The following is a 25,962-nucleotide window of genomic DNA, read 5'->3' on the forward strand; positions in this document are numbered from 1 at the left end:
CGTCAATGCGAGAAACAATCCGTTTCAATCGTTTCCATTTACGCGCGGCGGGCGATCCCTATCTTGGCGGCAACAACGGAGGTTTTCCATGACCGACACCAATACGATGACCAAGATCGAACGCCGCCCCTTTGCCAGCCTCGGCCATGCCGACCACGGCTGGCTCGACGCGCGGCACCATTTCAGCTTCGCCGATTATTACGACCCGCAGCGCATGAGCTGGGGCGCGATCCGCGTATGGAACGACGACAAGATCGCGCCCAATTCGGGTTTCCCGGCGCATCCGCACAAGGACATGGAGATCATCACCTATGTCCGCACCGGCGCGATCACGCATCAGGACTCGATGGGCAACAAGGGCCGCACCGCGGCCGGCGACGTCCAGGTGATGAGCGCGGGCACCGGCGTGCGCCATGCCGAATTCAATCTCGAGGCAGAACCGACCACGCTGTTCCAGATCTGGATCGAGCCGACGCGGACCGGCGGCGCGCCGAGCTGGGGTGCGAAGCCTTTCCCCAAGGGCGACCGCTCGGGCAAGTTCGTGACACTCGCCAGCGGGTTCGCCGAGGATGCCGACGCACTCCCGATCCGCGCCGACGCGCGCGTCATGGCGGCGACCGTCGCGGCGGGCGAGACGCTAACCCACACGGTCGGCGAGGGGCGTCATGCCTATCTCGTCTCCGCGACCGGCGCGATCGAGATCGACGGCCAGCGCTTCGACGCGCGTGATGGCGCGGCGTTGTCGGGCGGCCAGACCGTGACGATCACGGCGCTCGAAGACGCCGAAATCGTTCTGGTCGACGCCGACTGATTCCCCCCTGGGCGGGCGCGAGCCTCCTCCCATCGCACCTGCCCAACCCCCTCCCGTCCGCGGGAGGGGGATCCCCCAAGGAGTATGTGAAATGCCCAAGGTCCTCGTTCTCTATTATTCCTCTTACGGCCATATCGAGCAGATGGCCGACGCGATCGCCGAAGGCGCGCGGTCGGCCGGCGCCGAGGTCGATATCCGCCGCGTCCCCGAAACCGCCCCGCAGGCGGTGGTCGAGGCGGCGCATTTCAAGACCGACGCCGCGCATCCCCTGATCGAGGGGCCCGACGCGCTCAAAAACTATAACGCGATCATCGTCGGTTCGCCCACGCGTTTCGGTCGTATGTCGAGCCAGATGGCGTCGTTCTGGGATACCGCCGGCGGCCTCTGGATGAGCGGCGCGCTGCACGGGAAGGTCGGCGGTGCCTTCACCTCGTCGGCGACGCAGCATGGCGGCAACGAGACGACCCTGTTCTCGATCATCACCAACCTGCTGCACTTCGGCCTGACGATCGTCGGGCTCGACTACGGGCATCAGGGCCAGATGGGTCATGATGAGGTCGTCGGCGGCGCCCCATATGGCGCGACCACGATCGCGGGCGGCGATGGCAGCCGCCAGCCGAGCGAGACCGACCTGGCGGGTGCGCGCTATCAGGGCCGCCGCATCGCCGAGGTCGCGGCGAAGCTGGCCGCCTAAGGTGCGGTCGGGGTGACGGGGGTCGGACCGGCCTTCGTCGCCTCGACCAGCGAATCCCCGCCCAGCACGCGGTACAGCGTCACCAGATTGCTCGCACGGGTCAGTTGCGTCGTCACCAAAGTGCGCTCGGCCGAATAGAGCGAGCGTTGCGCGTCGAGGCTTTGCAGGAAGCTGTCGATCCCGCCGCGATAGCGCTTGTCGGACAGCTGGTAATTATCCGCTGCCGCCGCGCGCAGGTCGCGAGTCGCGTTCAATTGATCGGTAATCGTGCCGCGCCGCGCCAGTGCATCGGCGACTTCGCGAAACGCGGTCTGGATCGCCTTTTCGTAGGTAGCGACCGCGGCGTCGCGTTGCGCCTTGCTGACATCGATGCCGGCGCGGCCAGCACCGGCGCGGAAGATCGGGTAGCTTGCCGCACCCCCCGCTTGCCAATTGAATGCGCCGCCAGTGAACAGCGCGCCGAGCGCGTTGCTTGCGATCCCGATCAGCCCGGTCAGCGAGATGCGCGGGAACAACGCCGCGCGCGCCGCGCCGATTTCGGCGTTGGCGGCGCGCAATTGATATTCGGCATCGACCACGTCGGGGCGGCGCAGCAGGATCGAGGAATCGAGCCCGGCTGGCAATTCGGCCAGCGTTGCCGCCGCCTCGTCGATCGACGCGGGCAGCAACGCCGGATCGACCGGCGCGCCGACCAGCAATTGCAGCGCATTGACGTCTTGCGCCAGCAAGGTCGTCTGTTGTGCGAGGTCGGCCTTGGCGGTGTCGAGCACGAGTTCGGCCTGGCGCAGATCGGTGCGCGGCGCGATGCCGCCGTCGAGGCGTTTTCTGGTGAGATCGACGCTCTTGGCCGCGCTGGTCGCGGTGTCCTGCGCGATCTTGAGCAGACTCTTGTCCGAACCGTAGCTCAGCCAGGCATCGGCGATATCGCCGATCATGGTCAGACGGACGGTGCGTGCCGCCGCTTCGGTCGCGAAATAGCGGTCCTGCGCCGCGCTGGTGAGCGACCGGACGCGCCCGAACAGGTCGAGCTCGAACGAGGTGATGCCGAGCGTGGCGTCGAAGCTGGTGCGCGTGCCGCCGCCGGTCGATCCGGTGCTGCCCCCGGTCGTGCTGCTGCTGCTGCTGCTGCTGCTGCTGCCGCCGCCACGCGCCGTCACGCCGCCATTGGCGTCGATTTCGGGGAGCAGCTCGGCACGCTGGACGCGATATTGGCCGCGCGCGATCGCAATGTTCGCCGCCGCAATGCGGAGGTCGCGATTGTTGGTCAGCGCTTGCGCGATGATCGTCTGGAGCCGCGCGTCGCGAAAGATGTCCTGATACCGCACCGCGGGCAATGCGGCTTCACTCGACCGCAGATAGGCGTCGCCAACCGGCCAGCTTGGCGGGACGGGCGCTTCGGGACGAATATAATTGGGCGCGAGCGAGCAGGCGGTGAGCGATGAGGCGACTAACAATGTCACGAACCTCTCCGTAACTCCGGCCTTGTGCCGGGGTCCACCTAGCTCCAGACGGCATCGTCCGCTGAAGCGCGGATGTCGGGACAAGCCTGGCATGACGGTCGGGTAGAGGGTCATGCCGAAGCCTCCGGCGCGGGGTGCTCGTGATGCAGCCGCTTTAGCGCATCGCGCGTCGTGCGGCGGACCAGGACGAAGAACAGCGGAATGTAGAACACAGCGAGCAACGTCGCGGTCAGCATCCCGCCGATCACCGCAGTGCCGATCGCGATCCGACTGTTCGCGCCCGCGCCGGTCGAGATCGCGAGCGGCAGCACGCCGAAGATGAACGCGAAGCTGGTCATCAGGATCGGACGAAGCCGGATGCGCGCCGCCTCCAGCGCGGCATCGATCACGCGCTTGCCCTGTTTCTCGGCCTGTTCGGCGAACTCGATCATCAGGATCGCGTTCTTGGCGGCGAGGCCCATCGTCGTCAGCAAGCCGATCTGAAGATAGACGTCGTTCTGCAACCCGCGCAGCGTCACCGCGAAGACCGCGCCGACCAGCCCGAGCGGGATCACCAGCAGCACCGCGACGGGGATCGTCCAGCTCTCGTACAGCGCGGCGAGGCACAGGAACACGACGAGCAGCGACAGGCCGTACAGGATCGGCGCCTGGCCCGATGCCAGCCGCTCTTGGAACGACGCACCCGACAGTGCGACCGACACCCCGGGAATTTGCGCGGCGAGGCTCTCCATTTTCTGGAGCGCCTCGCCCGAGCTCTTACCTTCGGCCGGTTGGCCGGAAATGCCGTAAGATGCGATGCCGTTGAAACGCCCGAGCGACGTCGGCGCGTTCGACCAACCGGTGGTGGCGAACGCGGAGAATGGCGCCATCTGCCCGCTCGATCCACGGACATACCATTTGCCGATATCCTCGGGCGCGGCGCGGTACGGCGCGTCGCCCTGGACATAGACGCGCTTTACCCGGCCGCGATCGTTGAAGTCGTTGACGTAGCGGCCGCCCCAGGCGGTCGATAGCGTGGCGTTGACATCGCTCTGGGTGAGCCCGAGCACCGACAACTTCTGCGGATCGATGTTGACCCTCAGCGTCGGCTGGTCGGGCAGGTCGGCCAGGCGGACCGCGTTGAGGTCAGGGTCGGCCTTCGCGGCAGCGAGCAATTTGTCGCGCGCCTCGCGGAACTGGTCGCGCGTCAGCCCGCCGGTATTCTCCAGCTGGATGTCGAAGCCCGCCGCCTGACCCAGCCCGCGCACGGCGGCCGGCACGGTGGCGAAGAACTCGACGTCGCGCAGCCCACCCAGCGCGCGGGTCGCCCGGCGGGTGATCGCGTCGGCACTATTCTCGCTCCCTTTGCGGTCGTTCCAGTCGGCCAGCGCGACGAAGCCGCGGCCGGCATTCTGGCCGCCGCCGCCGCCGCCGCCCGCGCCCGCGACGGTCAGCATGGCGGACACGTTCTTGCCCTCGGTCTTGGTGAAATAATCCTCGATCTGTTGTTGCGCAGCGCGCGTGCGGTTGATCGTTGCGCCGCCGGGGAGGTTGAACTGGATCTGGGCGAAGCCCTGGTCCTCGGTCGGCAGGAAGCCGGTCGGCAGCCGGACGAACAGCAATACAAGGATGACGACGATCGCGGCATAGATGCCGAGGAACAGCCATTTACGGTCGACCACGCGCGCGACCGTGCCGGTGTACCAGTTGACCATCCGCTCGAAATTACGGTTGAATCCCTCGCGTGCGCGCAGCGTCTTGCGATAGACCCAGGTGTCGTGGTTCTCGTCCTCCTTGCGCTTGAGCAAGGTCGCGGTCAGCGCGGGGGTCAGGATCAGCGCGACGATCACCGACAGCACCATTGCCGACACGATCGTCAGCGAGAATTGGCGGTAGATAACCCCTGTCGATCCGCCGAAGAACGCCATCGGCAGGAACACCGCCGACAGGACGAGCGCGATCGCGACCAACGCGACCTGGATTTCGCCCATCGACTGGATTGTCGCGTCGCGCGGACTCATGCCCGGGTTTTCGTGCATCACGCGCTCGACATTCTCGACCACGACGATCGCGTCGTCCACCAGCAGGCCGATCGCGAGCACCAGTCCGAACAGCGTCAGCGTGTTGATCGAGAAACCCGCCACCGCGAACACGCCGAACGTGCCGAGCAACACCACCGGCACCGCGATCGTCGGGATCAGCGTCGCGCGCCAGCTCTGCAGGAACACGAACATGACGATAACGACCAGGATGATCGCCTCGAACAATGTCTTCACCACATCGTTGATCGACAGTTTGATGAAGGTCGTCGAATCGTTGGGAAAGTCATAGGCGTAGCCGGTCGGGAAGCTCTTCGACGCGGTCTCGATCTGCTTCTTGACCAGCTCCGCCGTGCTCAGCGCGTCGGCGCCCGGAGCCAGGCTGACCGCGATGCCGGCGCCCGGGTGTCCGTTGACGCGGCTCGTGGCGGCATAGCTTTCCGCGCCCAATTCGATCCGCGCCACGTCGGCCAGCCGTACCGACGATCCGTCGGGCTGGCTCTTGAGCACGATGTTGGCGAATTGTGCCGGAGTCGACAGCCGCGATTGCGCGGTAACGGTGGCGTCGAGATACTGGTCGGGCCCGCTCGGCACCGCGCCGATCTCGCCGGCGGCGACCTCGGCGTTCTGCGCGGTGATCGCGGTGACCACGTCGCCCGGCATCAGCCCGACCGCGGCGAGCTTGTCGGGGTTCAACCAGATCCGCATCGCATATTGCGATCCGAACACGTTGATGTCGCCGACCCCCTTCAGCCGCCCGATCGAATCCTGCAGATTAGTAACCAGGTAGTCCGACACGTCGATATTGGTGCTGCGATCAGTCGTGTCGTAAATCGCCGCGATCAGCAGGAAATCGGGGTTGGCCTTTGTGACCGTCAGCCCTTGTTGCTGGACCTGCTGCGGCAAGCGGCTGAGCGCTTGCTGCACCTTGTTCTGGACCTGGACCTGCGCGATGTCGGGGTCGACGCCCTTATCGAACGTGACACCGATCGTTACCTGGCCACGCGACGAGGAGTTGGTGCTGAAATAGAGCAACCCGTCGATGCCGGTCAGCTGTTGCTCGATCACCTGCGCGACGCTGGTTTCGAGTGTTTCGGCGGACGCGCCGGGATAGCTCGCGCGAATGTTGATGTTGGGCGGGGCGATGTCGGGGAATTGCTCGACCGGCAGCGTGAAGATGCTGCCGGCGCCGATCAGCATGATGATGATCGCGATCACCCACGCGAAGATCGGGCGGTCGATGAATATCTTGGACATGGCCGGTCAGCCCGCCTTGCCGCTGCTGGCCCCGGCTTGATCCCTTTTTGGCGGCCCGATACGCTGGGGCGATCCGGCCGCGACGGGCTTGACTGGCTGGCCCGGCTTCACCTTGCCGACGCCCTCGGTGATGACCTTGTCGCCGGGCTTGAGGCCCGCGGTGACCACCCAATTGGCCCCGACCGTGCGCGTCGTGGTGACCGGGCGCGCCACCGCCTTGTTGTCCGCGCCGACGACATAGACTTGCGGATTGCCCTTGGCGTCGCGAGTCACCGCGACTTGCGGAATCAGGAAGGCGTTGGGCTCGGTGACCTGCGCGAAGCTGGCGCGGACGAACATGCCGGGGAGCAACAATCCCTGCGGGTTGGCGAAGCGCGCGCGCAACGTCACCGTGCCGGTCGCGGTATCGACCATCGCTTCGGAAAATTCGACCGCGCCGGTAAGGCCGTAATCGCTGCCGTCCTCCAGCTTGAGCCTTACCGCCGCGCTGGCCGGGGTGGCGCCGCCATTGGCGAGCGCGCGCCGCAAGGTCAGCAGCTCGGCCGAGCTTTGCTGGATGTCGACGTACATCGGGTCGAGCGCCTGGATCGTCGTCATCGGATCGGTCTGGCTGGCGGTAACCAACGCGCCCTCGGTGAACAGCGATCGTCCGATCTTGCCGCCGATCGGCGCGGGGACCGTCGTGAACCTCAGGTTGATCCGCGCGGTGTCGAGCGCGGCACGGTTCTGGTCGACCGATGCGCCCGCCGCGCGCGCCGCGGCGGCGGCGTCGGTATAGTCCTGCGCGGCGACCGCCTGGTCCGCCGCAAGCGGCTTGTAGCGCGCGGCCTTGACCCGCGCCGCCTCCGCCGATGCCTGCGCGCTAGCGAGGTTGGCCGACGCCTGATTGGCGGCGGCTTGATACAGGCTCGGGTCGATCTGGTAGAGCGGCTGGCCCTTCTTGACGTACGAGCCCTCGGTGAAGAAGCGGCGGCGGATGATCCCCGATACTTGCGGGCGAACTTCTGATGTCTGGAAGGCGTTGGTTCGTCCAGCCAATTCGGAGATCAGCGGGACCGCGGTCGGCTCGACGACGACATAGCCGACCTCGGGCGTGCCCTTCGCGCCGCCCTTGCCACCCTTTGCCGCGTCGTCGCGCGCGCCGCAGCCGGTCAGGGCGAGCAGCGCCAGCGATAGCGCGGCGATCAGGGGGCGCGCCGAGAGCGATCGGCCGTCAAAGACAAGCATGATGGGCTAGTGGTTCCCTGACTGGTGCAAGTCAAACGGCGGTTTGTCGCAAGATTTGTCAGGAACGCAACGCACCGATCGTCATTTGGCTGCGATCAATATTCGCATTGGCGCCTCCTTGGCGCCCGACAGTTGTAGCGTGTAACGGCCCGCGGCCAGCGTGAAGTCGACGATCTTGCGGATGCCCGAGCACGGCGCGCCTTCGGTGTGCGCGGTGGAAACGAGGGCCTTGCCGTTACCGACGACGTCGATCCACGCCCCGGCGTCGAGCGCGATGCGATAAGTGCCGGCGGTGGTCACGTTGAACTGATAGACACCGCCGAACGTGCCGGGCTTTGGCGCGCGGTTGGGAGTGGGGGTAAATACGACCTTGGCGACCGGCTGGAGCATTAGCCCGGTGCCCTGCCCGATCGCTATCGGCCCCGTCGTAACCGCCGAGATGGTGTTCCACGCCTCGAGCCCGGCAGGCGGCGCCACTGCCACCGTGCAAACCGGCGCAGGTACAGCGGGGGAAGGCGCGGGCGCGGCGGATTGAAGTGCCAAAGCGAGCAGGACAGCGATCATCTGGATAAGCCTTTCGAGTCGATGGACATGCACTATCGATTGCGACGGTCATTGGCGACCGTGGCAATGCTGGCAATCGGGCGGCGTTTCACGCAAGATAGGCGGCATGATCCTCCACGATTTTCCAATGTCGTCGGCGAGCTTTCGGGTCCGCATCGTCCTGAACCTGAAAGGGCTGGCGTACGAAAAGCGCAGCTATGCGCTGCGCGCCGGCGAGCAGCGTGCGCCCGATTATCTGGCGCTCAACCCCGCCGGTCTCGTTCCCGCGCTGGAAGTCGACGGCCTGCATCTCGGCCAGAGTTTGGCGATCATCGACTATCTCGATGCCGTCCATCCCGAACCGCGCATGATCCCCGCCGATCCGATCGCGCGCGCGCGGGCAATGGAGATGGCACTGACGATCGCGTGCGATATCCACCCGATCAACAATCTGCGCGTGCTGCAATATCTTCAGCACGAACTGGGGCAGGACAAGCAGGCGGTCGACGGCTGGTACCGGCACTGGGTCGAAACGGGCTTCGCGACGCTGGAGACGCTGCTGCCAGACACGCCGTTCGCGGGCGGCGATGCGCCCAATATCGTCGATGCCTGCCTCGTCCCGCAAATCTACAATGCACGGCGCTTCAAGGTCGATTTGACCCCGTTCCCGCGCGTGACGGCGATGGCGGACCGCGCCGGCGCCTTGCCCGCGTTTGTGGCAGCCGCGCCGCCGCCGCTGTGATGGTGATCGACGCATTCTTATTACAGGCCCGGCGGTAGCGCAGGTCGTGGCGGCTTTTTCATAGGTTGGAGCGAATGCGACTCGCTTGTGTCACCGTACGATTTGTGAAAGATTGCTCCGACTCTTGAACGGGAGATAGTCATGCAGCTTGGTGAATATTTGAGCACGCAGCGTTTTACTCCCGTCCTGCCAGCTGTTGAAGACGCGGTATGCGGTGTCGACCTGATCGATATTCCCTGCCGCATCATCAACCACAACAAAGAACAGGTAGTTTTCAGCTATTTGGGTCAGCAATACCAGATGGCGGTATCCGATATCGTCGCGGCTTCGCGCCCGGCCGTCATTTCCGGCTTGCCTGGCGCGGCGGGACTGCCAGCCTTGCTGAAGGTGAGAGCGCAGGCCGAGATTTCGGTTTATGCGCCACTGACGGCGTTCATGCTGGCGGGCTGCAAACCGGCGATTTTCACCCTTCCGGACCGGACGGCGATTGGCGGCACACGTGAAATCTACAATGCCAAGGAGCGTGTCTGGCTTCTGGAGAACGGGATCTGCAGTGAGGACGAACTCGATCGTCGCAAGCTTCATGCGGAAAGCACGATGACCACCGGCGACTCGCCACCGGACGTCTCCGATACGACGTGCTGGGGAACGGCTTCCGATGATCCTAGCGGCGGGATACACATCGATGATTCGCACACCGACGATACGACCAGCACGCCCACGCTGGACGATCTTCACAACGACGACCCATATACCTAAATTTCTCACGTGAACGGACGTACCGTCGTCATCGTCTCATCGACGGACGATGTGCACGCGGTCGCGGTTGCGCGCGCACTGGAGGCGCGCGGCACTGCGCACCGAATTCTCGATTTTGCGGATTTTCCGGAACCGAATTCGATTTCCCACTCATGCGGCGGTGGCAGGCCTGGAGCGGTTCGCTTCGGCGATTTATCGCTCTCCGAAGCAAGCGAATATTCCGTTTGGTTTCGACGACCGCGCCAGCATGGCGTGTCCCCGACACTACATCACGACTATGCCGACTATGCTCGGCGGATGACTCGCCTGACGGCAATCAGCGGGTTGGCTGCGCACGCCCGGATCGTCGTTAACCGGACCGGCCCCAACGATCTCATCCATCATAAGCCGTACCAGCTGGAGCTTGCGCGGGTGTGCGGTCTCGCCATCCCAGAAACGTTGGTGACCAGCGCACCGGATAAGGCCAGAGCCTTTGTTGAGCGGATGGGCACGTGCATCATCAAATCGCCCGGAAGCTGGCGCTATCGGCTCATCGAAACCCGACCGCTGTCGTTGGCGAGCGATTTCGATTTCGATCTCGTCCGCTATTGCCCGGTGATGCTCCAATCTTTCGTGGATGGCGATCGGGAATTCAGGGTGACGATTATCGGGAACACCGTTTTCGCCGCCGCGATCGATCTCAGCCGCTCCGACTTCAAAACGGACTCGCGGTTGGGCGAGGGGCGATCGGTCACGGCGTCGGAATTGCCCGATCAAACCCAAAGGGCCCTGCTTCGCTTCCATGCAGCGAGCGGTCTCGAATATGGTGCTTACGACTTACGTTGCGATCGGAACGGTGTGCCACATTTCCTGGAGGTCAACCCGGATGGCCAGTATCTCTTTATCGAGATCGAAACCGGTTTGCCGATCAGCCACGCGGTCGCTGCGCGGCTCGCTGAAGGCGTCCGGCCGACTTATTAGAAATCGACCAACGGCGGGTTCGTGGTTCGCCCTAGAGCAATTCGCCACAATGTCTGGTTTTAGCATGCCGTATCCAGATCGAACGACGGAGACGTGGGCCAAGCGGGTCGCTGCCGTTGGTGACCCCTACGGGAATCGAACCCGTGTTTTCGCCGTGAGAGGGCGACGTCCTAACCGCTAGACGAAGGGGCCGTAGAGCGGGACGCGGCGCATTAGGGCGGCGGGTGCGGGGCGTCAAGGAAGTTGCGTCGGGCACGAAAATCGGGCCGATCTCGACTGATCGTTAACCATTTCTCGCGTACACGCGAAGGATGATTAGTCGGCTGAAAGCATTGAAGACTTTGATCGCGGCGGCGCTGTTCGCGCTGCCGTTGCCGGCATTCGCCCAAAGCGCGACCGAACTGTTCACTCCCGAAACCGTCGCGGCGAGCGGCGACATTCGCATCATCGGTGTCGATGGCGAGACGAGCTGGCTCGACGGCGGGTACGGCAAGACGCGGTTCGACACCGATTCCGCGAACCGCGGGTTTCGCATCGAGCCGCAGGCGGTCGAGGGCGACCTGATCTGGACGCCGCGCTTCACCTGGTCGCTCGGCGGGACGGTGGTCGCGACCGCGCAGCAGGGCCAGGACAATGCGGTCGACCTGTCGGAAGCGTTCCTGACCTACAAGCCGTTGCTCGGCGGCGGCACCAAGCTGGTGGCGCGCGCCGGGCTGTTCTGGCCGCCGGTCAGCCTGGAACATACCGGCCCCGAATGGCGCGTGCGCGACACGATCACGCCCTCGGCGATCAACTCCTGGATCGGTGACGAGGTAAAGGTCGGCGGGTTTGAGGCGCAAATGACGCGCTCGATCGGCGCCGGGCGGTTGAGCGCGACGCTGGCGATCTTCGGGCTCAACGACACGGCGGGTACGCTGATCGCGTTTCGCGGCTGGGCACTCCATGACCAGAAAGCGGTCGCGTTCGGGCTGCAGCCCTTGCCGCCGCTCAATCCGTTTTTCGCGATTTATACGCAGGCGGCCAAGACGCGCCCGGTGATCGAGCTCGACAATCGCCCCGGCTTCTACGGCAAGCTCGACTGGGCGCCGACCGCCTGGCTCGACTTGCAGGCGTTTCACTATGACAATCGCGGCAATCCCGAGGCGGTGACGCCGACCTTGCAATGGGGCTGGCGGACCAGGTTCGACAATATCGGCGCGGTGCTCAGCTTCGGCGACTGGCAAGTCAAGGCGCAGGGGATGGCCGGCCGCACGCTGATGGGCTTCCCCGAAAACGGCCGGCTGTGGGTCGATACATCGTTCCGCTCGGGCTACGTCATGACGACGCGTAATTTTGTGCGCGGCTCGGTGTCGCTCCGCGCCGAGGCGTTCGGGACGACCAGCATCGGGTCCGAACTCGGCCGCGACTGGTCCGAAAAAGGCTGGGCGCTGACCGCCGCCGGGCGCCGCGACATCGGCAAGAACCTGTCGGCGCTGGTTGAGGTGCTGCACATCGACAGCAGCAAGGAAGCGCGTTCCTATATCGGGGTCGCGCCGCAACAGGACCAGACATTGGTCCAGTTCGCGCTCCGGCTACACCTATGAAGGGATTGTTTACGCTGCTCGGCTAAGCTCGCCCGATATGCGTATCTTTGCCCCGCTGTCGTTCATCTTGCTGCTCGGCGCCGCGCCGCCACCGCCGGTTGCCGGGGTGACCGTTGCGGTACGCGGCCCGAACGGCCAGCTGATCGCCAACGCCGTCATCATCGTCCACTTGGTCGGCCGCGCCACGCCGCCGGCACGGCCGGGTACGGGCTATGCCGTGCGTCAACAGAATATCCAGTTCGCCCCGTTCCTTAGCGTCGTCCCGGTCAACGCCGACGTGTCGTTCCCCAATTTCGACCAGGTACGGCATCAGGTCTATTCGTTCTCCCCGGCCAAGCGCTTCGAGCTCAAGCTGTACGCCCGCGAACAGAACCGCACCGTGCGGTTCGACCGCGCCGGGCCGGTGTCGCTGGGGTGCAACATCCACGACCAGATGACCGCATTCATTTACGTCACCGATAGCGCCTACACCGCGCGCACCGACGCGTCGGGCAATGTCAGCCTGCCCGGCGTGCCGCAGGGCGCGGTGACGATCAGCGTCTGGCATCCCTATCTGCGCGCGCCTGGCAACCAAGTCTCGCGCCAGATCAACCTTGGCGGCGGCGCGCGCGAGAGCTTTACCGTGGCGCTGCGTCTGCCCCCATCGACGTCGTCTTCCTACTGATGACGCTCGCTCTTCGCCTTCCCCGGTTTCGCCGGCTCCGCACCCGCCTCGCGGTGCTGTACGCGGCGCTGTTCGCGGCGGCGATGCTCGGCATGTCGCTGACGCTGCTGGCGATCGCCGAACGCAGCGCCACCGATCAGGTTCAGCGGGAGCTGGCCGCCAGCGGCACCGTATTCGACCGGCTGTGGAACCAGCGCGCGGCGCAGCTCGGCGGTGCCGCCGGGTTGCTGGCGCGCGATTTCGGATTCCGCGCCGCGGTCGCGACCGGCGACAAGGCGACGATCGTCTCGGCGCTCGATAATCTCAAGCGCCGGATGGGGGTGCCGACAGCGTTCGTCGTCGGGATCGACGGCAGCGTCACCGGTCTTGCCCAGCCGAAGCTCGCCGGACAGGCGGCGGGGCTGTGGACTGCGCTCGACGGCGGACAGATGTCGGGCGTCGTCCAGTTGGGCGGCAGCGCGCGGCATGTCATCGCCGCACCGATCCTCGCGCCGCAGCTGACGGGCTGGGTGGTGTTCGCCACCGACCTCGACGCGAAGGAAATGCAGGGGCTGCAAAGCTTGTCGGCGATCCCGATCCAGGCTGCGGTGTTCCAGCGTCGCGCCGGCGGGGAATGGGTCGACCCGGCGGACCGCGAGGGCGGGGCGCTGTCGGGGTTCATCGATCGCGCAGCCAGCGATCGGTCGGCGTCCGACGTGACGACGCCGAACGGTACCGCGCTCGCGTTGGTCAAGCCGTTGCCGGTGATGGCCGGGTCGCCGCAAGCGGTGCTCCTGCTGCGCTATCCGCTCGACCAGGCGCTGGCCGGCTATCACCGGCTGCAATTCGCGATCCTGCTTGCCGGGTTGCTCGGGCTGCTGGCGACGATCTGGGCGACGATCCGCATGGCGCGGTCGATCACGCGGCCGATCACCCTGCTGGATGCCGCCGCCGCGCGGTTGGCGGCGGGCAACGAAGCGTCGGTGCCAGTCGAGGGCAATGACGAGTTGTCGCGGCTGGCCGAAAGCTTCAACCGCATGGCGACCGACATCGCCGAGCGCGAGCGGCGCATCACGCACCTGGCGTTCAACGACACGCTGACCGGGCTGCCCAACCGTGCGCATTTCCTCGAGCATGTCGAGCACGAGCTGAAGCTGGCCGAGCGCAACGACGAGCATGTCGCGGTGATGATCCTCGACCTCGACGATTTCAAATCGGTCAACGACACGCTGGGTCATCCGGTCGGCGACGAGGTGTTGCGCCGAGTCGCGACGCGGATCGACACCGACCTCGCGCAAAGTTTCGTCGCGCGGCTGGGCGGTGATGAGTTCGTCATCGTCACCCGCCAGCCGGCCGACGGCGAGCCCTTCGAACGTCTCGCCAAGCGCGCCGGGGACGCGGCGGCGGAGCGGATGAAGATCGACGGCCACGACGTGACCCAAGCCGCGAGCATTGGCATCGCCATTTCGCCCGCCGACGGCGCCGACGCACGCTCGCTGCTCAAGCATGCCGACCTCGCACTCTACCGCGCCAAGGAACTTGGCCGCGGCATGTTCTGCTTCTTCGAGGAAGCGCTCAACGAGCGCGCGCAGGAACGCCGCCGGATCGAAAGCGACTTGCGCACCGCGCTTCACGAAGGGCAGTTCGAGCTGCATTTCCAGCCGCTGTTCGACCTCGACGCCAACCGCGTCGGGTCGTTCGAGGCGCTGATCCGCTGGCACCATCCGACGCGCGGGATGATCGCGCCGATCGATTTCATCCCGGTCGCCGAGGATACCGGGCTGATCGTCGAGATCGGCGCATGGGTACTGCGCGAGGCATGCGCACAAGCCGCTGCGTGGCCGAGCCATGTCCGCATCGCGGTCAACGTGTCGTCGGTGCAGTTCCGCCGCCCTGGCTTGAGCGAGACGGTGATGCAGGCACTGGCGATGAGCGGGCTCGCGCCCGAACGGCTCGAGCTGGAGATCACCGAATCGATCTTCCTCGAAGGGCTCGATACGACCACGCGGCTGCTCCACGGGCTGCGCGCGATCGGGGTGCGTATCGCGCTCGACGATTTCGGCACCGGCTATTCCTCGCTCAGCTATCTGCAGAGCTTCCCGTTCGACAAGATCAAGATCGATCGTTCGTTTATCCAGGACTTGCTCACGCGCCCCGGCGCGGTGGCGATCGTCCGCGCGATCACCGACCTGGCGCGCGCGCTGGGGATGGAAACGACGGCCGAAGGCGTCGAGGAAAACGGCCAGCTCACCGAACTGCGCAAGCATGGCTGCTCGTCGGTGCAGGGCTATCTGTTCAGCCGGCCGATCGACGCCGCCGCGGTTCGCGATATGCTGGCAGAGGAGCCGCCGCGCAGCGCCGCCGCGGCGTGACTCGACGAACGGCGGAACCGTCGGAGGTTTTGCGCGTCTTTCCGTTTCTGTAGCGTAACCGTCGGGTGACCGGCGACGAGCTGCACCGGAAACAGGAAGGAAACATCATGCTTTGGACGATCGTCGTCATTCTGCTCGTGCTGTGGGCGCTGGGCTTTGCCATCCATATCGGCGGCGGGTTGATCCACCTGTTGCTGGTGATCGCGCTGGTCGTGGTCGTCGTTCGGCTGATTCAGGGTCGCCGCGTCGTCTAGGCAATAACATCTGCGGGTCGGCGGCATATCGCCGCTGACCCGCCTGATACGATTCCATTTGTGATCCCGGCCCCAAAGGGTGGATAAGGGCGCGTAACCGGCGCTCATTTTCCTTGGGGGTATTCGATGGCGGTGTGGATCGTACTCGGCGTTGTCGCCGTTCTGCTCATCTACCTGGTGATGATCTACAACGGGCTGGTCCGCATGCGCGCGCTGGTCCGCGAGGGGTTTAGCGGGATCACCGTCCAGCTCCGCCGCCGCGCCGATCTGGTCCCCAATCTGGTCGCGACGGTACAGGGCTATGCCACGCACGAGCGCGAGGTGCTCGATCAGGTCACCGCGCACCGCGCCGACGCGATCAACGCGCAAGGCGTCGATGCGACCGCCAAGGCCGACGCCCAGATGACCGGGCTGCTCGGCAAGGTAATCGCGGTCGCGGAGGCCTATCCCGACCTCAAGGCCAGTGCGAACTTCCAGCAGCTCCAGACCGAGCTCGCCGAGATCGAGGACGAATTGTCGAGCTCGCGGCGATACTACAACGCCACCGTCCGCGACCTCAACACCGGCATCCAGTCATTCCCCAACGTGCTGATCGCGGGGCCGATGGGGTTCAAGGAAGAGCCGTTCTACGCCGACGATCTGCCCTCGATATCGGTCGCGCCCAAGGTCAGTTTCGGCGCGGCTGGAGCGTAAGGCGTGCGCCTGCTCGCGCGTTTCCTCGCGGTCGCCTTGCTCGCGCTGCCGATAGGGGCGGCGGCGAGCTATCACGGTGGCGGACCGGCGCCGGTCCCGGAACCGGCCCCGGTCGCGGCGCCGGTGCTCGACGAGCGTATTCTGAGCTTCGTCAGCGATGTGAAGATCGCCAAGAGCGGCGATCTCGACGTGACCGAGACGATCACGCTCAATTCGACCGGCGACCAGATTCGCCACGGCATCAACCGCGATTTCCCGACGACCTACCGGACCAATTACGGCCAGACGACGAGCGTCGGGTTCACCGTCCTGTCGGTCGATCTGGACGGCAAGCCCGAACATTACGAGCTGATGAGCCAGAGCAACGGGGTGCGCGTGCGGATCGGTGAGGCCGAGACGTTGATCGACCCTGGGCAGCACATTTTCGTGATCCATTACCGCACGACGCGGCAGATCCATTTCGGCGACAAGACCGACGAACTCTACTGGAATGCCACCGGCAACGGCTGGATGTTCCCGATCGACATGGCGGAGGCACGGATCACGCTGCCCAGCCCGGCCGCGTTCGGCGAGCGCGCGGTCTACACCGGGCCGGATGGATCGACCGCGAAGGATGCCGAAGTGGTGTCCGAAGGCCCCGGGACGATCGTGTTCCGCACCACCGCGCCGCTCCCGGCCTATGGTGGCCTGACCGTCGCACCGGCTTTCCCGAAGGGCGTGGTCGACGCGCCGAGTGCCAGCACGAAGCTCAGCTGGTGGTTGCAGGATTGGGGCGCCGCGTTTGCCGGCATCCTGTCGCTGTTCGGGGTAGGTTGGTTCTATTTCCGCTCATGGCTGACCGTCGGGCGCGGCCCGCGCGCCGGGCCGGTGGTGCCGCTGTTCGCGCCGCCGAATGGGCTCAGCGCGGCGGCGGTGCGGTATATCTCGCGGATGGGGATGGACAACCGCGCCTTCACCGCGGCGATCGTCGAGCTCGGCGTGCGCAAGCAAGTGCGCATCACCAAGGAAGGCGACGGCTGGTTCTCGAAGGGCACGACGACGCTCGACCGTACCGCGCACGACGCCAATCTGCCCGCGCCCGAACAGGCGATGATCGACAGCTTGTTCGGCGGCGGCGATACCTTGGAGCTCAAGCAGGCCAACCACAGCACGCTGCAGGCCGCGCGGTCGGCGCTCGAAAGCGATCTCGAGGCGGCATATTGCGGGCCGTTGTTCCAGAAGCACGGCGACGTCGCGGGGCTCGGCCTGCTCGCCCTGCTGGTGGCGGTGGTGTTCGCGTCGTTGATCGCCATCGCGACGCGGGGCTCCGCGGCATCGTCGGTCGAACTGTCGATCCCGTTGCTCGCCGCGGGCAGCATGATCCTGGCCTGGTGGCTGCGCCGCGTCGCCCAGCGCAGCAAGGGCGCGGGGATGTGGTTCGCGTGGATCGGCGTGGTGATTCTGATCGGCCTCAGCCTGATGTTCGCGTTCGCCGCGGTCACCAACGCGCTGGCCGCGGGCAAGTTCGCGGTGCTGTTGCCGCTGCTGGTGTTGCCGGTCGCGCTGACCGCGTTCCGCTGGATGTACGCGCCGACGGTCGAGGGGCGGCAAGTGATGGACCGGATCGCCGGGTTCAAACAATATCTCGGCATTACCGAGGAAAACCGGCTGGAAGTGCTCCACCCGCCCGAAAAGACCCCCGAATTGTTCGAGAAATATCTGCCGTACGCGATCGCGCTCGACGTCGAGAACCATTGGGCGAACCGCTTCGCCGGGGTGCTCGCGGCGGCAGCGGCGGCGGGGACGACCGCGGGCACGATGGGGTGGTATGTCGGCAGCGGCAACATCTGGGACGACCCCAGCGGGTTCGCCGGCAGCGTCGGGTCGTCGCTCAACAGCGCGGTGTCGTCGGCCGCGACATCGCCGAGCAGCAGCAGCGGATCTGGCGGCGGCGGATTCTCGGGCGGCGGCGGCGGGGGTGGCGGCGGATCGGGGTGGTAGGGTAGCGGGGCGGTTGGCGGGGCGGGCGCGAGCGAAGCCCGCGCTGTTACGTCGGACGGGTCGAGCGGCTGGGCCGCTCGCCCGCCGGCCGGCCGCGCCGCGAGTCTTTGGATAGCGTCCGCTAACCAAAGCCGCGGCTTGGCTTCCCACATTTCCCGCAGAACGCGCAAGAATCGCATAGCCGCGCGCACGATCATGTCCGCCGCCGCGATTTGCGCGCTGCCGGTTCGACCGGGTCGGGCCACACCACCGGCCCCAGCCGCGCCTCCGCCTCGGCGCATTGCTGACGATAAATTTCCGCGCGCGCGATCCGCTCGCGATGCGCCGGCACCATGTTGCGCCGCTCCGCCCACAACACGCGCAGCGCCCCCAGCAGCAGCCGGTCGTCATTCTTCTTGCGCCACCCGACGACCGTGCCGCGCCACATGATCGGAATCTGGTCGGGGTCGGCGAGCCGATCGAGCACGCGAGCGTGCGCGGCGGTCGCGCCATGCTCGATCGCCCGGTCCCACGCGTACGCGAAGCCGCTATGCTCGCCCGCGCGCCGCCGCAGCTGATAGGCCGATCGCGGCGTCATCCCCACCGACCGCGCCGCCATCGCCACCACCGCGCACCGCGCCAGCGCGGCAACGAACGCGCGCTGCACCTCCGCGGACCAGCCGCCGGTGATGTGGCGCGTTTGCGGAACAGGGGTGAAGGTGAGCAGGTCGCGCGGCGGCGGGGGCGGCAGGTCGTCGTGGCGGGACATAACGGGAACATACTATGGGGTGGAGGTTGTAGGAAAGGGTGATCTGCGCACAAATGCGTTCGTTTGATAACGGCCAAGATTGCCAAAAAGCGACCGTTCGGTCGGCAGATCGCGAACGTCCGCTTATGGTGGCAAGGGGGCTGTCAGCTTTCGGCGGACTGAACTTGGAAAGCCGCCGCCTTTCGAGGTAGTGGAAGGACATGCCCGACACGCGTTTCGTAAAACTCAATCACGACTGGAACGCCGAGCCTAACGACCCGGGGGAGCAGATTAGCTTTGCGTCCGGTGTAGTTGAACTCGCCTTCAACCTGAACCCTTGGGCTTATGAGGCCGATGAGGGCGCGCGCGCTTTGCTATATTTTAGTGGAGCGGTGAAATGGCGGCTTGGCTCAACTAACGACGAGGGTTGGTATCGAGGGCAATGTCGATACGGCAAAGCCGCACCCGAGTGGGGTGAGTTTTATGAGATTGGCGGTAGCGATCCACTACGCGATCAGCCCAACGATTGGCATGAAGTAGGCCCACTGAGGGCAGATGCGCGCCACTTTCTTTTCTACCTCAGGGATAACACGTTCGAATGCATAGCTGCGGATTGGTCGCTCCGCCGTTAGTCGTCCATCCCGCCTTGGACGTCCGCTTTGAGGGCTGGTATGACAAACGAGCAGCGACCGACCTTGGGTCGTTAGCGGTCGCTCTTCGAACGCCCTACGCAGCGACGTTTCATATTGGGCGGTCGCCCGGGCAAGCGCCGCCTGACGCACCCTAATGAAGCGCCGAAGGATCAAAGCGATCACCACGAACGACACAACCATCGGAGCGATAAACGCGACGGCGTCGGGTCTATCTCGCCAGAACGCGTAGTAGCCAGCCATCAAAGTGAATGTGGCAGCTCCAAACCAAAAGATCGCAATGTAAAATGACATGGCTGCCCACGAGCGGTGTGGCTCAGGCCGACCGGTTTGTCGGTTAATGGTGTAGCGAAGTAGCGGCAGCACTGCGCTCCAATACCATTCGAATTGAACGTCCGCTATTGGGTCGATAGCGGACGTTCGCCGGCGGACTGATAATGCCCCTTAGGTCGAAAACCGCGTCCAATGCGCGCTCACCGCGCATGCATGAAAGCTTCTCTAAACTGAACCAGATCGCCAACCGCGACATCGGATACCGCCCAGAAATCGAGATCGCCCTGACGCCAATGGATCAAGTTGTATCCATCCCCGGCGGTCGCGACCGGTTCGACAAGGGTGCCCACTGGCCACACGAAAAGGTTGATCGTGTGGAGCCGGCGGCGATAGACGACCGCCGCGACCGTTCGCCCACCGACATAATCGAGCCGCCCACCGACCAGCGGAAAACCTTGCGGTGTGAGGTCGGGGGTCGGTGGCGAGAAATCGATCTTGCCGTTGAACCACGGTTTGACGACATGCCGGTCGGACGTCGGGATATCGACCAGGTGATCGGCGAGCAGCGAGCGGACATGGCTCGCGACGAGCTGTTGTTCGAGCCCGGTAGCGGCAGGCTGCGCGGTCGTCAGCATCAGCGCGAGGCTGGCGGCGATCGCCGCGCCGGCGCCCCCGCTCGCCCAGCCAAGCCGCGCGGGCCACGGATTTGCGCGTGCCGGTGGGGGGAGTGCGGCCTCGATCCGGTCACGCAACGCGGCGGGCGCGGTGTATCGAAACGCGTCGTCGCTGAGAGTGCCGCGCATCGCGCGCAATTGCTCGAACGCTGCGGCGCAACCCGCGCAGCCGCGCAAGTGCGCCTCGACCGCCGCGGCGTTGGCGGCGTCGAGCTCGTCGTCGAGCAGCGCATGGAGCATCATTTCCTTGTCGGCGCACGCGGTCATGCCTGGCGCTCCTCTCTCGCTTGGTCGCGGACCGGCAGCAGCAGCTTCGCCAGCATCTCGCGCGCCCGCGCCAGCCGCGACATCACCGTGCCGATCGGCACCGCGGTCAGCGCGGCGATCTCCCGGTACGATAGTTCCTCGATCTCGCGCAGCACCAGCGTCTCGCGGAACGGTTCGGGCAAATCGGCGATCACGCCGCGCACCGTATCGACCTCGCGCATCCGCGCCAGCGCGGCCTCCGGCGTGTCGGTAGCGTCGTCGGCGACATTGGCTACCGCCGCCGCCTGTGTTTCGGACAAGGCGACTTCGGACAGCATGACCCGCTCGCGCCGGACCTGTTCGCCAATCCGGTCGCGCCAGCAATTGCGCACGATCGCGAACAGCCATGCCTTGGGCGCCCCGTCGCGGTGGGTGTCGAACGCCTTGAACGCGCGCAGGAACGCTTCCTGCACGATGTCCTCGGCGACGATGGCGTCGCCGCTCAAATAGCGCGCGAAATTATACGCGGCGTCGAGGTGCGGCAGCATCGTCTCACGAAACCGCGCGCGTGAATCGGGCACGACGTCACGCCCACCCACCAGTCGAGGACGAAAGCCGCCGATCATCCGCTCCCTAGTCTCCGTCAGCGCGCCGCGACGACGATCTTGCCCGTCATCATCGGATGGAGCGAGCAGAAATAGGCGAACGCGCCTGCTTTGGTGAAGGTGAAGCTGAACGACTGGCCGGTGTCGAGCACCTTCGAGCGGAAGCTCTTGTCGGTCGCGACGACGGTGTGCGGGATGTCGTCGTCATTGGTCCAGGTTACCGTCTGGCCGACCTTCACCGTCAGCGCCTTGGGACCGAAGGTGAAGTTGGAGATATGGACCTTCGCCGGCGCGGGCGCAGGGGCGGGCGCCGAAATGGCGATCGTGGCGGGAACGGCGAGCGCGGCGATGCCGGCGGCGAACAAGATGCGGTTCACGGATAATCCTTCAGGCGAGAGTGGAATCGACCAAGGCGATCGGGTGTGCGCCGCGCACGAACGCGACATCGGTGATCCCCAGCACCGCGCGTAGCTGGCCGGGCGGGACGAGCTGGGGGCCGGGAGAAGGGGCGCTCCCGGGCGCGGGCTGGGGAAAGGCGGTCGATCGGGCGGTGTGAAAGGTCATCCGCCCTTCAACCTTTTGCGCGATCTGGTGGATATGACCGTTGAGGATCGTCACCGATCCGAAGCGGCGGAGCAGCGCCAGCGCCGCTTGCGCATCGCCGGTGCCCCAACCCCACTCCGCATAGACGGTCCATAACGGGATGTGCGCGAACACGACGATCGGCGTCGAGGTCGCGTGGCCCGCCAGGTCGCGCCTAAGCCAGGCGAGCTGATCCGCGCCGAGATTGCCCATCCCGCCGGGCTTGAGGTCGGCCACGTTGACCAGCCCGATGAAATGCACGCCGCCGTGATCGAAACTGAACCAGCCAGCGCCCTTGCTGTCCTTGCCGTAGCGCGACAGGAACGTCTTGCCGCCGCCTTCATCGACCATGTCGTGCTCGCCGGGGACGAAGAACGTCGGGATGCCGGTTTCCTTGAGGATCTGGTCGGCATCGTCGAATTCGTCGTCGCGCGACAGCTGCGTGATGTCGCCGGTGTGGATGATGAAATCGGGCTTGACCGTCAGCGCCCTCACCTTGGCGATCGCCTCGCGATAGGTTGCGCGCGCGTCGGGATTGGCGGGCTTAGCGAAGCCAATATGGCTGTCGCTCAGTTGGACGAACGTGAACGCGGCGGGTGACGAAGCGGGCGCCGCCGCCGCGGAATCGATGATCGCGCTCGATGCGATCCCGCCGTTGAGCGCCCACAGCGCGCCGGTGCCCGCCCATGCCATGCATTTCAGCGCGTCGCGCCGACCGGCCACAAAATCGTCTTCGTGCATTGCTGGCTCCAGGATGGTCCTGAAGCCAAGACTGGGGCGCGGCCAAATTTATTCCCCGAGGCGGACATGATCCAAAAGTTTGGCGATTACGTTTTACAAACCCGTCTAGAGAAACAGGGCTATTATCAGCACGACGCCGGCGCCTGCGATCGCTCTAGACACGACTGTATACCAGAACCGCTTAGGGTATTCGGCCCGTGTCACGTGGTCTTCCCAGTGGAGTAGCCGACCCCGCGCTATGCAAACCCAAGTTACAATAGTGACCACAGCCGCAGCGAAACCGGCAAATAGAAGGTGGTGGGGCATCACTTCGGCCCTGACTCTACCGACTTAGGCTTCACGATCTTGCGCATCCGCTCGTCAAAGCGGGCATCGTGGTCATTGATCATGGCAGTAGCCTCGCACGCGTCGTCAATGTCCGCTATTGGGTCGTAAGCTGCCATTGTTGGAATATCGCAGGAACAGCAACTATGGCGGCCGACCTGGTCAAAAGCCGACAGGCGGCTACCAGCTAAAATTAGCGGGTTAGCCGCGTCCTTCCGCCGCAGCGAAGCCGCGGACCTCGCTCAGGATGCGGCCGAACGGCGTCCGTCGCTGACCATTTCATCCTAAGCATCGTCCGCGACCGATGCTATTGCGGCGGCGAAGGGGGCGCCGATGATGGGCTGGGTGAACGTCGCTGCGCTCGTCATGGCGGTCGCGCCATTGCCGCCGGCGGGCGCGCGCACGGCGGTGGAGCTCGATGCGCTGGCGACGCTCCGGTATCGATCGGCGCAGACCGAGACCGTGGCGGCGCGGGTCGCCGATGCGCAACTGGTGGCGATGCGCGCGCGGATCGATGCGGGCGACAAGCAGCTCGTCCAGACCCGCAACCAGCTCGCCACGCTCCGCGCCGGGGCGCGTACCGACAAGGCCAGGATCGCCACGCTGGAAAAGCAGGCGGAAGCGATGGTCGCCGATCTCGCCGCGCTGAAGACCGGGTTCACCGACGAGTTGGCCAAACGCGACGCGCAATATGCCCGCGATATCGCCATCCTGCAGACCGCGGGCGAGCAATTGCTCGCGACGCCCGAGGGCGCACGCGCGCTGGCGCTCTACAACGAAGGCGGGCCGGGCGCGTTCGAGGCGGCCGATGCCGTGCTCGCGCAGATCGAGGCGGCGCGCGACAAGGCGCGCGAGGAGATGGCGAAGAAACAGCTCGGCGACGATCGCCGTGCGCGCGCGCAATTGGCGCTCGACGCGCGCGACAAGGGGCTGACGACGACCGCCATCGTGATCGCACGGTGGGAGGCGGTGGTCGCCGCCGATCCCGGCACGCAATGGGACTGGATCCAGCTCGTTCGCCTCTATCGGGGCGAGGCGCGGATGGATGACGCGCGCCGCGCCGCCGATCGTGCGCTGGCGACCGCGACCGATCCGCGCGGCAAGTCGGTGGCGTTGACCGAACTGGGCACCATTGCGGTCGCGCGCAACGATCTGGCCGGCGCGAAGACCGCGTTCGCGCAGGCGCTCGAAATCGACACAGTGGCGATGGAGAAGGACGCCACCGCCGATACGGTGCGCGACACGCTGGTGACGGTCGTCAAGCTCGGCAATGTGCTGTTGGCGCAGGGCGATCCGGCCGGGGCGCAACGCTATTTCGACATGGTTCTCGCGCAGCAGCGCGCGTTGCTGGCGCTCGATCCGACGTCAGCGAGCCTGCGGCACGACGTGATGGTCGCGCTGTTCATGGCCGGCGATGTCCGCATGGCGCGCGAGGATTTGAAGGGCGCGGCGGCGGTCTATGCCGAGGGGATGACGCTGGCGCAGGCGCTCGCCGCCGAGAGCCCGACATCGGTCCCCGCGCTCGACGACGAAGCGCGCGGGCTGATCAAGCTCGGCGATTTGCTGCTCGTCGCGGGCAAGCCCGACAAGGCGCTCGCCACCTTCGACGGCGCGCTGACCGTGCGGCGCGCGCTGCTGACGATCGACCCGGAGTCGGCGTCGGCGCGCGACGCGCTGGCGACCGCGCTGCAACGCGTCGGCGACGGCCGGCTGGCGACCGGCGACACGACCGGTGCGCGGACCGTTTACGAAGAGGATTTGGCGCTCGCCCGCGCGCTGGCTGCTGCGAGTCTGGGTTCCGCGAACGCGCAACGCGGCCTGATGGTCGTGCTGTGGAAACTCGCCGCGATGGGCGCGCCCGGCCATGACTGGGCCGCGGTGCTGGCCCAGCTCAACACGATGAAGGCGGCCGGGCTGCTTGCCGCGAGCGACCAGCCGCTGTTCGCCGAAGCAACCGCCCGCGCCGAAGGAAAACCCTGGCCATGACCGCGATCGTCCTGCTCTCGCTCCCCGAAGACCGCGACCGCGTCGGCAAGGTGCTTAGCGCCTTGGTCGGCGAGCGGCTTGACGTCGTCTGGCGATCGGTCGCGCCCGACGACCCGCATTGGGCGGCGGCGATCGCCGAGGCGCGCGAGGCGCGCTGCGTGCTGTTCTGCTGGAGCGACGCGACGCGCAGCGAAGCGGCGGCGCCGTTCCGCCGGCTTGCGGCCGAGGCGCTGGCGGCGGAAACCGCGGTCGGGATCGAGCTCGATCGCGGCGCGGTGCCGCCCGATCTTGCGGCGATGACGCTCTACAGCCTGGCGGGCTGGCGCGCGCATCGCCACGGCCTGTGGCGCGCGTTCGCGGGGCGGATTTTCTACAACGACATCGTCTCCGCGGCGAAGTTCAAGGCGGCCGGCAAGGACCCGCCGTCGCCCGCCGCGCCGGCCAAGCTGCTCGCGCGTCAGGCGTGGGTCGCCGCGGTCGGGATCGGCGCGATCGTCGGGATGCTCGCGCTACCCAAGGCGGTCTACAACACGATCCCCTGGCCGCGCTGGAACGAAGAGCGCGCCTGGGCGGCGATCCCGAAGGGGTCGTGCCCCGGCCTCGCCGCGTTCATTCGCGACTGGCCGGACGGAAGGCACGGCGGCGAGGCGAAGGACCTCTACGCCGCGCGGACGAAGAAAGCGCCCGCGTGGACACCGGTCGAGCGGATCGCGCCATTCTTCGTGTCGGCCGCCCATGCGGCGCCGTCCGCCACCGAAGCGGGCGCGCGCGCGGTGGCACTCGGTCGCGCCGATGCCGAGGCGCGCAAGGCATGTCAGGGCTATGTCGAGGCGGCAGGATCGCGGCTCAAGGGTGTCGGCGTTTCGCCCGGCGACGTGACGTGCAACGCGGTCGGCGGCGGGACGGTATGCTCGGTCGCCGGCAACGCCAGCTGCCGGCTGGAGGAGCTGGTCGACAGCGGCGCGGAAAGCTGCCCGATTCCCGGACGAAATTAGGCCGCGTCCTTGCGCCGCTCCTTGAGTTCGTCGTTGAGCATCTCCGCCAGCAGGAACGCCAGTTCCAGCGACTGGCCCGCGTTCAACCGCGGGTCGCAATGCGTGTGGTACCGGTCGCCCAGACTCTGCTCGGTCACGTCGACCGCGCCGCCGGTGCATTCGG

24 protein-coding genes and 1 tRNA gene are annotated in these 25,962 nt (G+C 66.1%); 14 read left to right on the forward strand and 11 right to left on the reverse strand.

Annotation, left to right across the window (positions count from 1 at the left end; genetic code table 11):
* Positions 1-88 precede the first annotated feature (88 nt).
* Positions 89-811: a pirin family protein gene (locus JWM94_RS15525; RefSeq protein ID WP_299429052.1), complete on the forward strand. Its 723-nt coding sequence runs from the start codon at positions 89-91 to the stop codon at positions 809-811.
* 91 nt (positions 812-902) lie between these two features.
* Positions 903-1,505, forward strand: coding sequence for an NAD(P)H:quinone oxidoreductase (wrbA, locus tag JWM94_RS15530; protein ID WP_299429054.1), 603 nt, complete (start codon positions 903-905; stop codon positions 1,503-1,505).
* Here wrbA and JWM94_RS15535 read toward each other — a convergent pair.
* From JWM94_RS15535 to JWM94_RS15550, 4 genes are all read right to left on the reverse strand, one after another.
* Complete coding sequence (locus JWM94_RS15535) at positions 1,502-2,965, reverse strand: efflux transporter outer membrane subunit (protein WP_299429056.1); 1,464 nt, start codon at positions 2,963-2,965, stop codon at positions 1,502-1,504. The two genes, wrbA and JWM94_RS15535, sit on opposite strands and share 4 nt — an antisense overlap.
* A gap of 110 nt (positions 2,966-3,075) precedes the next feature.
* Entirely contained in the window at positions 3,076-6,240 is a 3,165-nt protein-coding gene (locus JWM94_RS15540) for an efflux RND transporter permease subunit (protein ID WP_299429058.1), read from the reverse strand.
* A 6-nt stretch (positions 6,241-6,246) separates the two neighbouring features.
* Positions 6,247-7,467 carry an efflux RND transporter periplasmic adaptor subunit gene (locus JWM94_RS15545; protein ID WP_299429060.1) on the reverse strand — a complete coding sequence of 407 codons (1,221 nt, stop codon included), beginning with the start codon at positions 7,465-7,467 and terminating at the stop codon, positions 6,247-6,249.
* A gap of 81 nt (positions 7,468-7,548) precedes the next feature.
* Entirely contained in the window at positions 7,549-8,031 is a 483-nt protein-coding gene (locus JWM94_RS15550; protein ID WP_299429062.1) for a hypothetical protein, read from the reverse strand.
* Positions 8,032-8,137: 106 nt separating this feature from the next.
* On the opposite strand from JWM94_RS15550, the gene maiA reads away from it, so the two are divergent.
* The 3 genes from maiA to JWM94_RS15565 all read left to right on the forward strand — a co-directional run bounded on the left by maiA (position 8,138) and on the right by JWM94_RS15565 (position 10,471).
* Positions 8,138-8,752, forward strand: coding sequence for a maleylacetoacetate isomerase (maiA, locus tag JWM94_RS15555; protein ID WP_299429064.1), 615 nt, complete (start codon positions 8,138-8,140; stop codon positions 8,750-8,752).
* 141 nt (positions 8,753-8,893) lie between these two features.
* Positions 8,894-9,511, forward strand: a complete 618-nt coding sequence (locus JWM94_RS15560; protein ID WP_299429066.1) for a hypothetical protein — start codon at positions 8,894-8,896, stop codon at positions 9,509-9,511.
* A gap of 9 nt (positions 9,512-9,520) precedes the next feature.
* Positions 9,521-10,471 (forward strand): hypothetical protein, encoded by a 951-nt coding sequence (locus JWM94_RS15565; RefSeq protein ID WP_299429068.1) that lies wholly within the window; start codon positions 9,521-9,523, stop codon positions 10,469-10,471.
* A 117-nt stretch (positions 10,472-10,588) separates the two neighbouring features.
* On the opposite strand, the gene JWM94_RS15570 is transcribed toward JWM94_RS15565, so the two are convergent.
* Positions 10,589-10,663: transfer RNA gene (locus JWM94_RS15570), tRNA-Glu, on the reverse strand.
* A gap of 140 nt (positions 10,664-10,803) precedes the next feature.
* Here JWM94_RS15570 and JWM94_RS15575 point away from each other — a divergent pair.
* The 6 genes from JWM94_RS15575 (at position 10,804) to JWM94_RS15600 (ending at position 17,996) form a co-directional block, all read left to right on the forward strand.
* Positions 10,804-12,054, forward strand: coding sequence for a hypothetical protein (locus tag JWM94_RS15575; protein ID WP_299429070.1), 1,251 nt, complete (start codon positions 10,804-10,806; stop codon positions 12,052-12,054).
* A gap of 37 nt (positions 12,055-12,091) precedes the next feature.
* Positions 12,092-12,718 (forward strand): carboxypeptidase regulatory-like domain-containing protein, encoded by a 627-nt coding sequence (locus JWM94_RS15580; RefSeq protein ID WP_299429072.1) that lies wholly within the window; start codon positions 12,092-12,094, stop codon positions 12,716-12,718.
* The gene (locus JWM94_RS15585; RefSeq protein WP_299429074.1) at positions 12,718-15,069 is read left to right on the forward strand and encodes an EAL domain-containing protein; all 2,352 of its coding nucleotides are present in this window, start codon (positions 12,718-12,720) and stop codon (positions 15,067-15,069) included. The genes JWM94_RS15580 and JWM94_RS15585 overlap by 1 nt, the downstream gene beginning before the upstream one ends.
* A 107-nt stretch (positions 15,070-15,176) precedes the next feature.
* A complete protein-coding gene (locus JWM94_RS15590; RefSeq protein WP_299429076.1) occupies positions 15,177-15,323 on the forward strand; it encodes a lmo0937 family membrane protein in 147 nt (48 codons plus the stop codon).
* Positions 15,324-15,449: 126 nt separating this feature from the next.
* Positions 15,450-16,016 (forward strand): LemA family protein, encoded by a 567-nt coding sequence (locus tag JWM94_RS15595; protein ID WP_299429078.1) that lies wholly within the window; start codon positions 15,450-15,452, stop codon positions 16,014-16,016.
* A 3-nt stretch (positions 16,017-16,019) separates the two neighbouring features.
* On the forward strand, positions 16,020-17,996 hold the full coding sequence (locus tag JWM94_RS15600) for a DUF2207 domain-containing protein (RefSeq protein ID WP_299429080.1): 1,977 nt from the start codon (positions 16,020-16,022) through the stop codon (positions 17,994-17,996).
* Between the two features lie 193 nt (positions 17,997-18,189).
* Here the strand turns inward: JWM94_RS15600 and JWM94_RS15605 are convergent, their stop codons facing one another.
* Positions 18,190-18,744 (reverse strand): hypothetical protein, encoded by a 555-nt coding sequence (locus JWM94_RS15605; protein ID WP_299429082.1) that lies wholly within the window; start codon positions 18,742-18,744, stop codon positions 18,190-18,192.
* Between the two features lie 200 nt (positions 18,745-18,944).
* Here JWM94_RS15605 and JWM94_RS15610 point away from each other — a divergent pair, with 200 nt between their 5' ends.
* Entirely contained in the window at positions 18,945-19,355 is a 411-nt protein-coding gene (locus JWM94_RS15610) for a hypothetical protein (protein ID WP_299429084.1), read from the forward strand.
* Between the two features lie 491 nt (positions 19,356-19,846).
* Here JWM94_RS15610 and JWM94_RS15615 read toward each other — a convergent pair whose 3' ends face one another.
* From JWM94_RS15615 to JWM94_RS15630, 4 genes are all read right to left on the reverse strand, one after another.
* On the reverse strand, positions 19,847-20,587 hold the full coding sequence (locus tag JWM94_RS15615) for an anti-sigma factor (protein WP_299429086.1): 741 nt from the start codon (positions 20,585-20,587) through the stop codon (positions 19,847-19,849).
* Entirely contained in the window at positions 20,584-21,147 is a 564-nt protein-coding gene (locus JWM94_RS15620) for a sigma-70 family RNA polymerase sigma factor (protein ID WP_299429088.1), read from the reverse strand. The genes JWM94_RS15615 and JWM94_RS15620 overlap by 4 nt, the downstream gene beginning before the upstream one ends.
* Positions 21,148-21,209: 62 nt before the next feature.
* A complete protein-coding gene (locus JWM94_RS15625; protein ID WP_299429090.1) occupies positions 21,210-21,548 on the reverse strand; it encodes a cupredoxin family copper-binding protein in 339 nt (112 codons plus the stop codon).
* Between the two features lie 10 nt (positions 21,549-21,558).
* Positions 21,559-22,494: a metallophosphoesterase gene (locus tag JWM94_RS15630; protein WP_299429092.1), complete on the reverse strand. Its 936-nt coding sequence runs from the start codon at positions 22,492-22,494 to the stop codon at positions 21,559-21,561.
* A 657-nt stretch (positions 22,495-23,151) separates the two neighbouring features.
* On the opposite strand from JWM94_RS15630, the gene JWM94_RS15635 reads away from it, so the two are divergent.
* Both JWM94_RS15635 and JWM94_RS15640 read left to right on the forward strand, forming a co-directional pair.
* Positions 23,152-24,804 carry a hypothetical protein gene (locus tag JWM94_RS15635; RefSeq protein ID WP_299429094.1) on the forward strand — a complete coding sequence of 551 codons (1,653 nt, stop codon included), beginning with the start codon at positions 23,152-23,154 and terminating at the stop codon, positions 24,802-24,804.
* Positions 24,801-25,799 carry a hypothetical protein gene (locus JWM94_RS15640; protein WP_299429096.1) on the forward strand — a complete coding sequence of 333 codons (999 nt, stop codon included), beginning with the start codon at positions 24,801-24,803 and terminating at the stop codon, positions 25,797-25,799. Before JWM94_RS15635 ends, JWM94_RS15640 begins: the two co-directional genes overlap by 4 nt.
* Here the strand turns inward: JWM94_RS15640 and JWM94_RS15645 are convergent.
* On the reverse strand, positions 25,796-25,962 hold a 167-nt coding region (locus JWM94_RS15645; protein ID WP_299429100.1), incomplete at its 5' end, for a 3-deoxy-7-phosphoheptulonate synthase. The two genes, JWM94_RS15640 and JWM94_RS15645, sit on opposite strands and share 4 nt — an antisense overlap.

The organism is Sphingomonas bacterium (assembly GCF_028289855.1).
In the GTDB taxonomy this organism is placed as follows: domain Bacteria; phylum Pseudomonadota; class Alphaproteobacteria; order Sphingomonadales; family Sphingomonadaceae; genus Sphingomonas.

Coding starts and splice junctions, on each gene's coding strand:
- JWM94_RS15615 (WP_299429086.1), bottom strand. CDS start 20,587: ATGACCGCGTGCGCCGACAAGGAAATGATGCTCCATGCGCTGCTCGAC.
- JWM94_RS15585 (WP_299429074.1), top strand. CDS start 12,718: ATGACGCTCGCTCTTCGCCTTCCCCGGTTTCGCCGGCTCCGCACCCGC.
- JWM94_RS15595 (WP_299429078.1), top strand. CDS start 15,450: ATGGCGGTGTGGATCGTACTCGGCGTTGTCGCCGTTCTGCTCATCTAC.
- JWM94_RS15580 (WP_299429072.1), top strand. CDS start 12,092: ATGCGTATCTTTGCCCCGCTGTCGTTCATCTTGCTGCTCGGCGCCGCG.
- JWM94_RS15550 (WP_299429062.1), bottom strand. CDS start 8,031: ATGATCGCTGTCCTGCTCGCTTTGGCACTTCAATCCGCCGCGCCCGCG.
- JWM94_RS15545 (WP_299429060.1), bottom strand. CDS start 7,467: ATGCTTGTCTTTGACGGCCGATCGCTCTCGGCGCGCCCCCTGATCGCC.
- JWM94_RS15525 (WP_299429052.1), top strand. CDS start 89: ATGACCGACACCAATACGATGACCAAGATCGAACGCCGCCCCTTTGCC.
- JWM94_RS15590 (WP_299429076.1), top strand. CDS start 15,177: ATGCTTTGGACGATCGTCGTCATTCTGCTCGTGCTGTGGGCGCTGGGC.
- wrbA (WP_299429054.1), top strand. CDS start 903: ATGCCCAAGGTCCTCGTTCTCTATTATTCCTCTTACGGCCATATCGAG.
- JWM94_RS15610 (WP_299429084.1), top strand. CDS start 18,945: ATGCCCGACACGCGTTTCGTAAAACTCAATCACGACTGGAACGCCGAG.
- JWM94_RS15640 (WP_299429096.1), top strand. CDS start 24,801: ATGACCGCGATCGTCCTGCTCTCGCTCCCCGAAGACCGCGACCGCGTC.
- JWM94_RS15635 (WP_299429094.1), top strand. CDS start 23,152: ATGATGGGCTGGGTGAACGTCGCTGCGCTCGTCATGGCGGTCGCGCCA.
- JWM94_RS15560 (WP_299429066.1), top strand. CDS start 8,894: ATGCAGCTTGGTGAATATTTGAGCACGCAGCGTTTTACTCCCGTCCTG.
- JWM94_RS15605 (WP_299429082.1), bottom strand. CDS start 18,744: ATGTCCCGCCACGACGACCTGCCGCCCCCGCCGCCGCGCGACCTGCTC.
- JWM94_RS15540 (WP_299429058.1), bottom strand. CDS start 6,240: ATGTCCAAGATATTCATCGACCGCCCGATCTTCGCGTGGGTGATCGCG.
- maiA (WP_299429064.1), top strand. CDS start 8,138: ATGATCCTCCACGATTTTCCAATGTCGTCGGCGAGCTTTCGGGTCCGC.
- JWM94_RS15630 (WP_299429092.1), bottom strand. CDS start 22,494: ATGCACGAAGACGATTTTGTGGCCGGTCGGCGCGACGCGCTGAAATGC.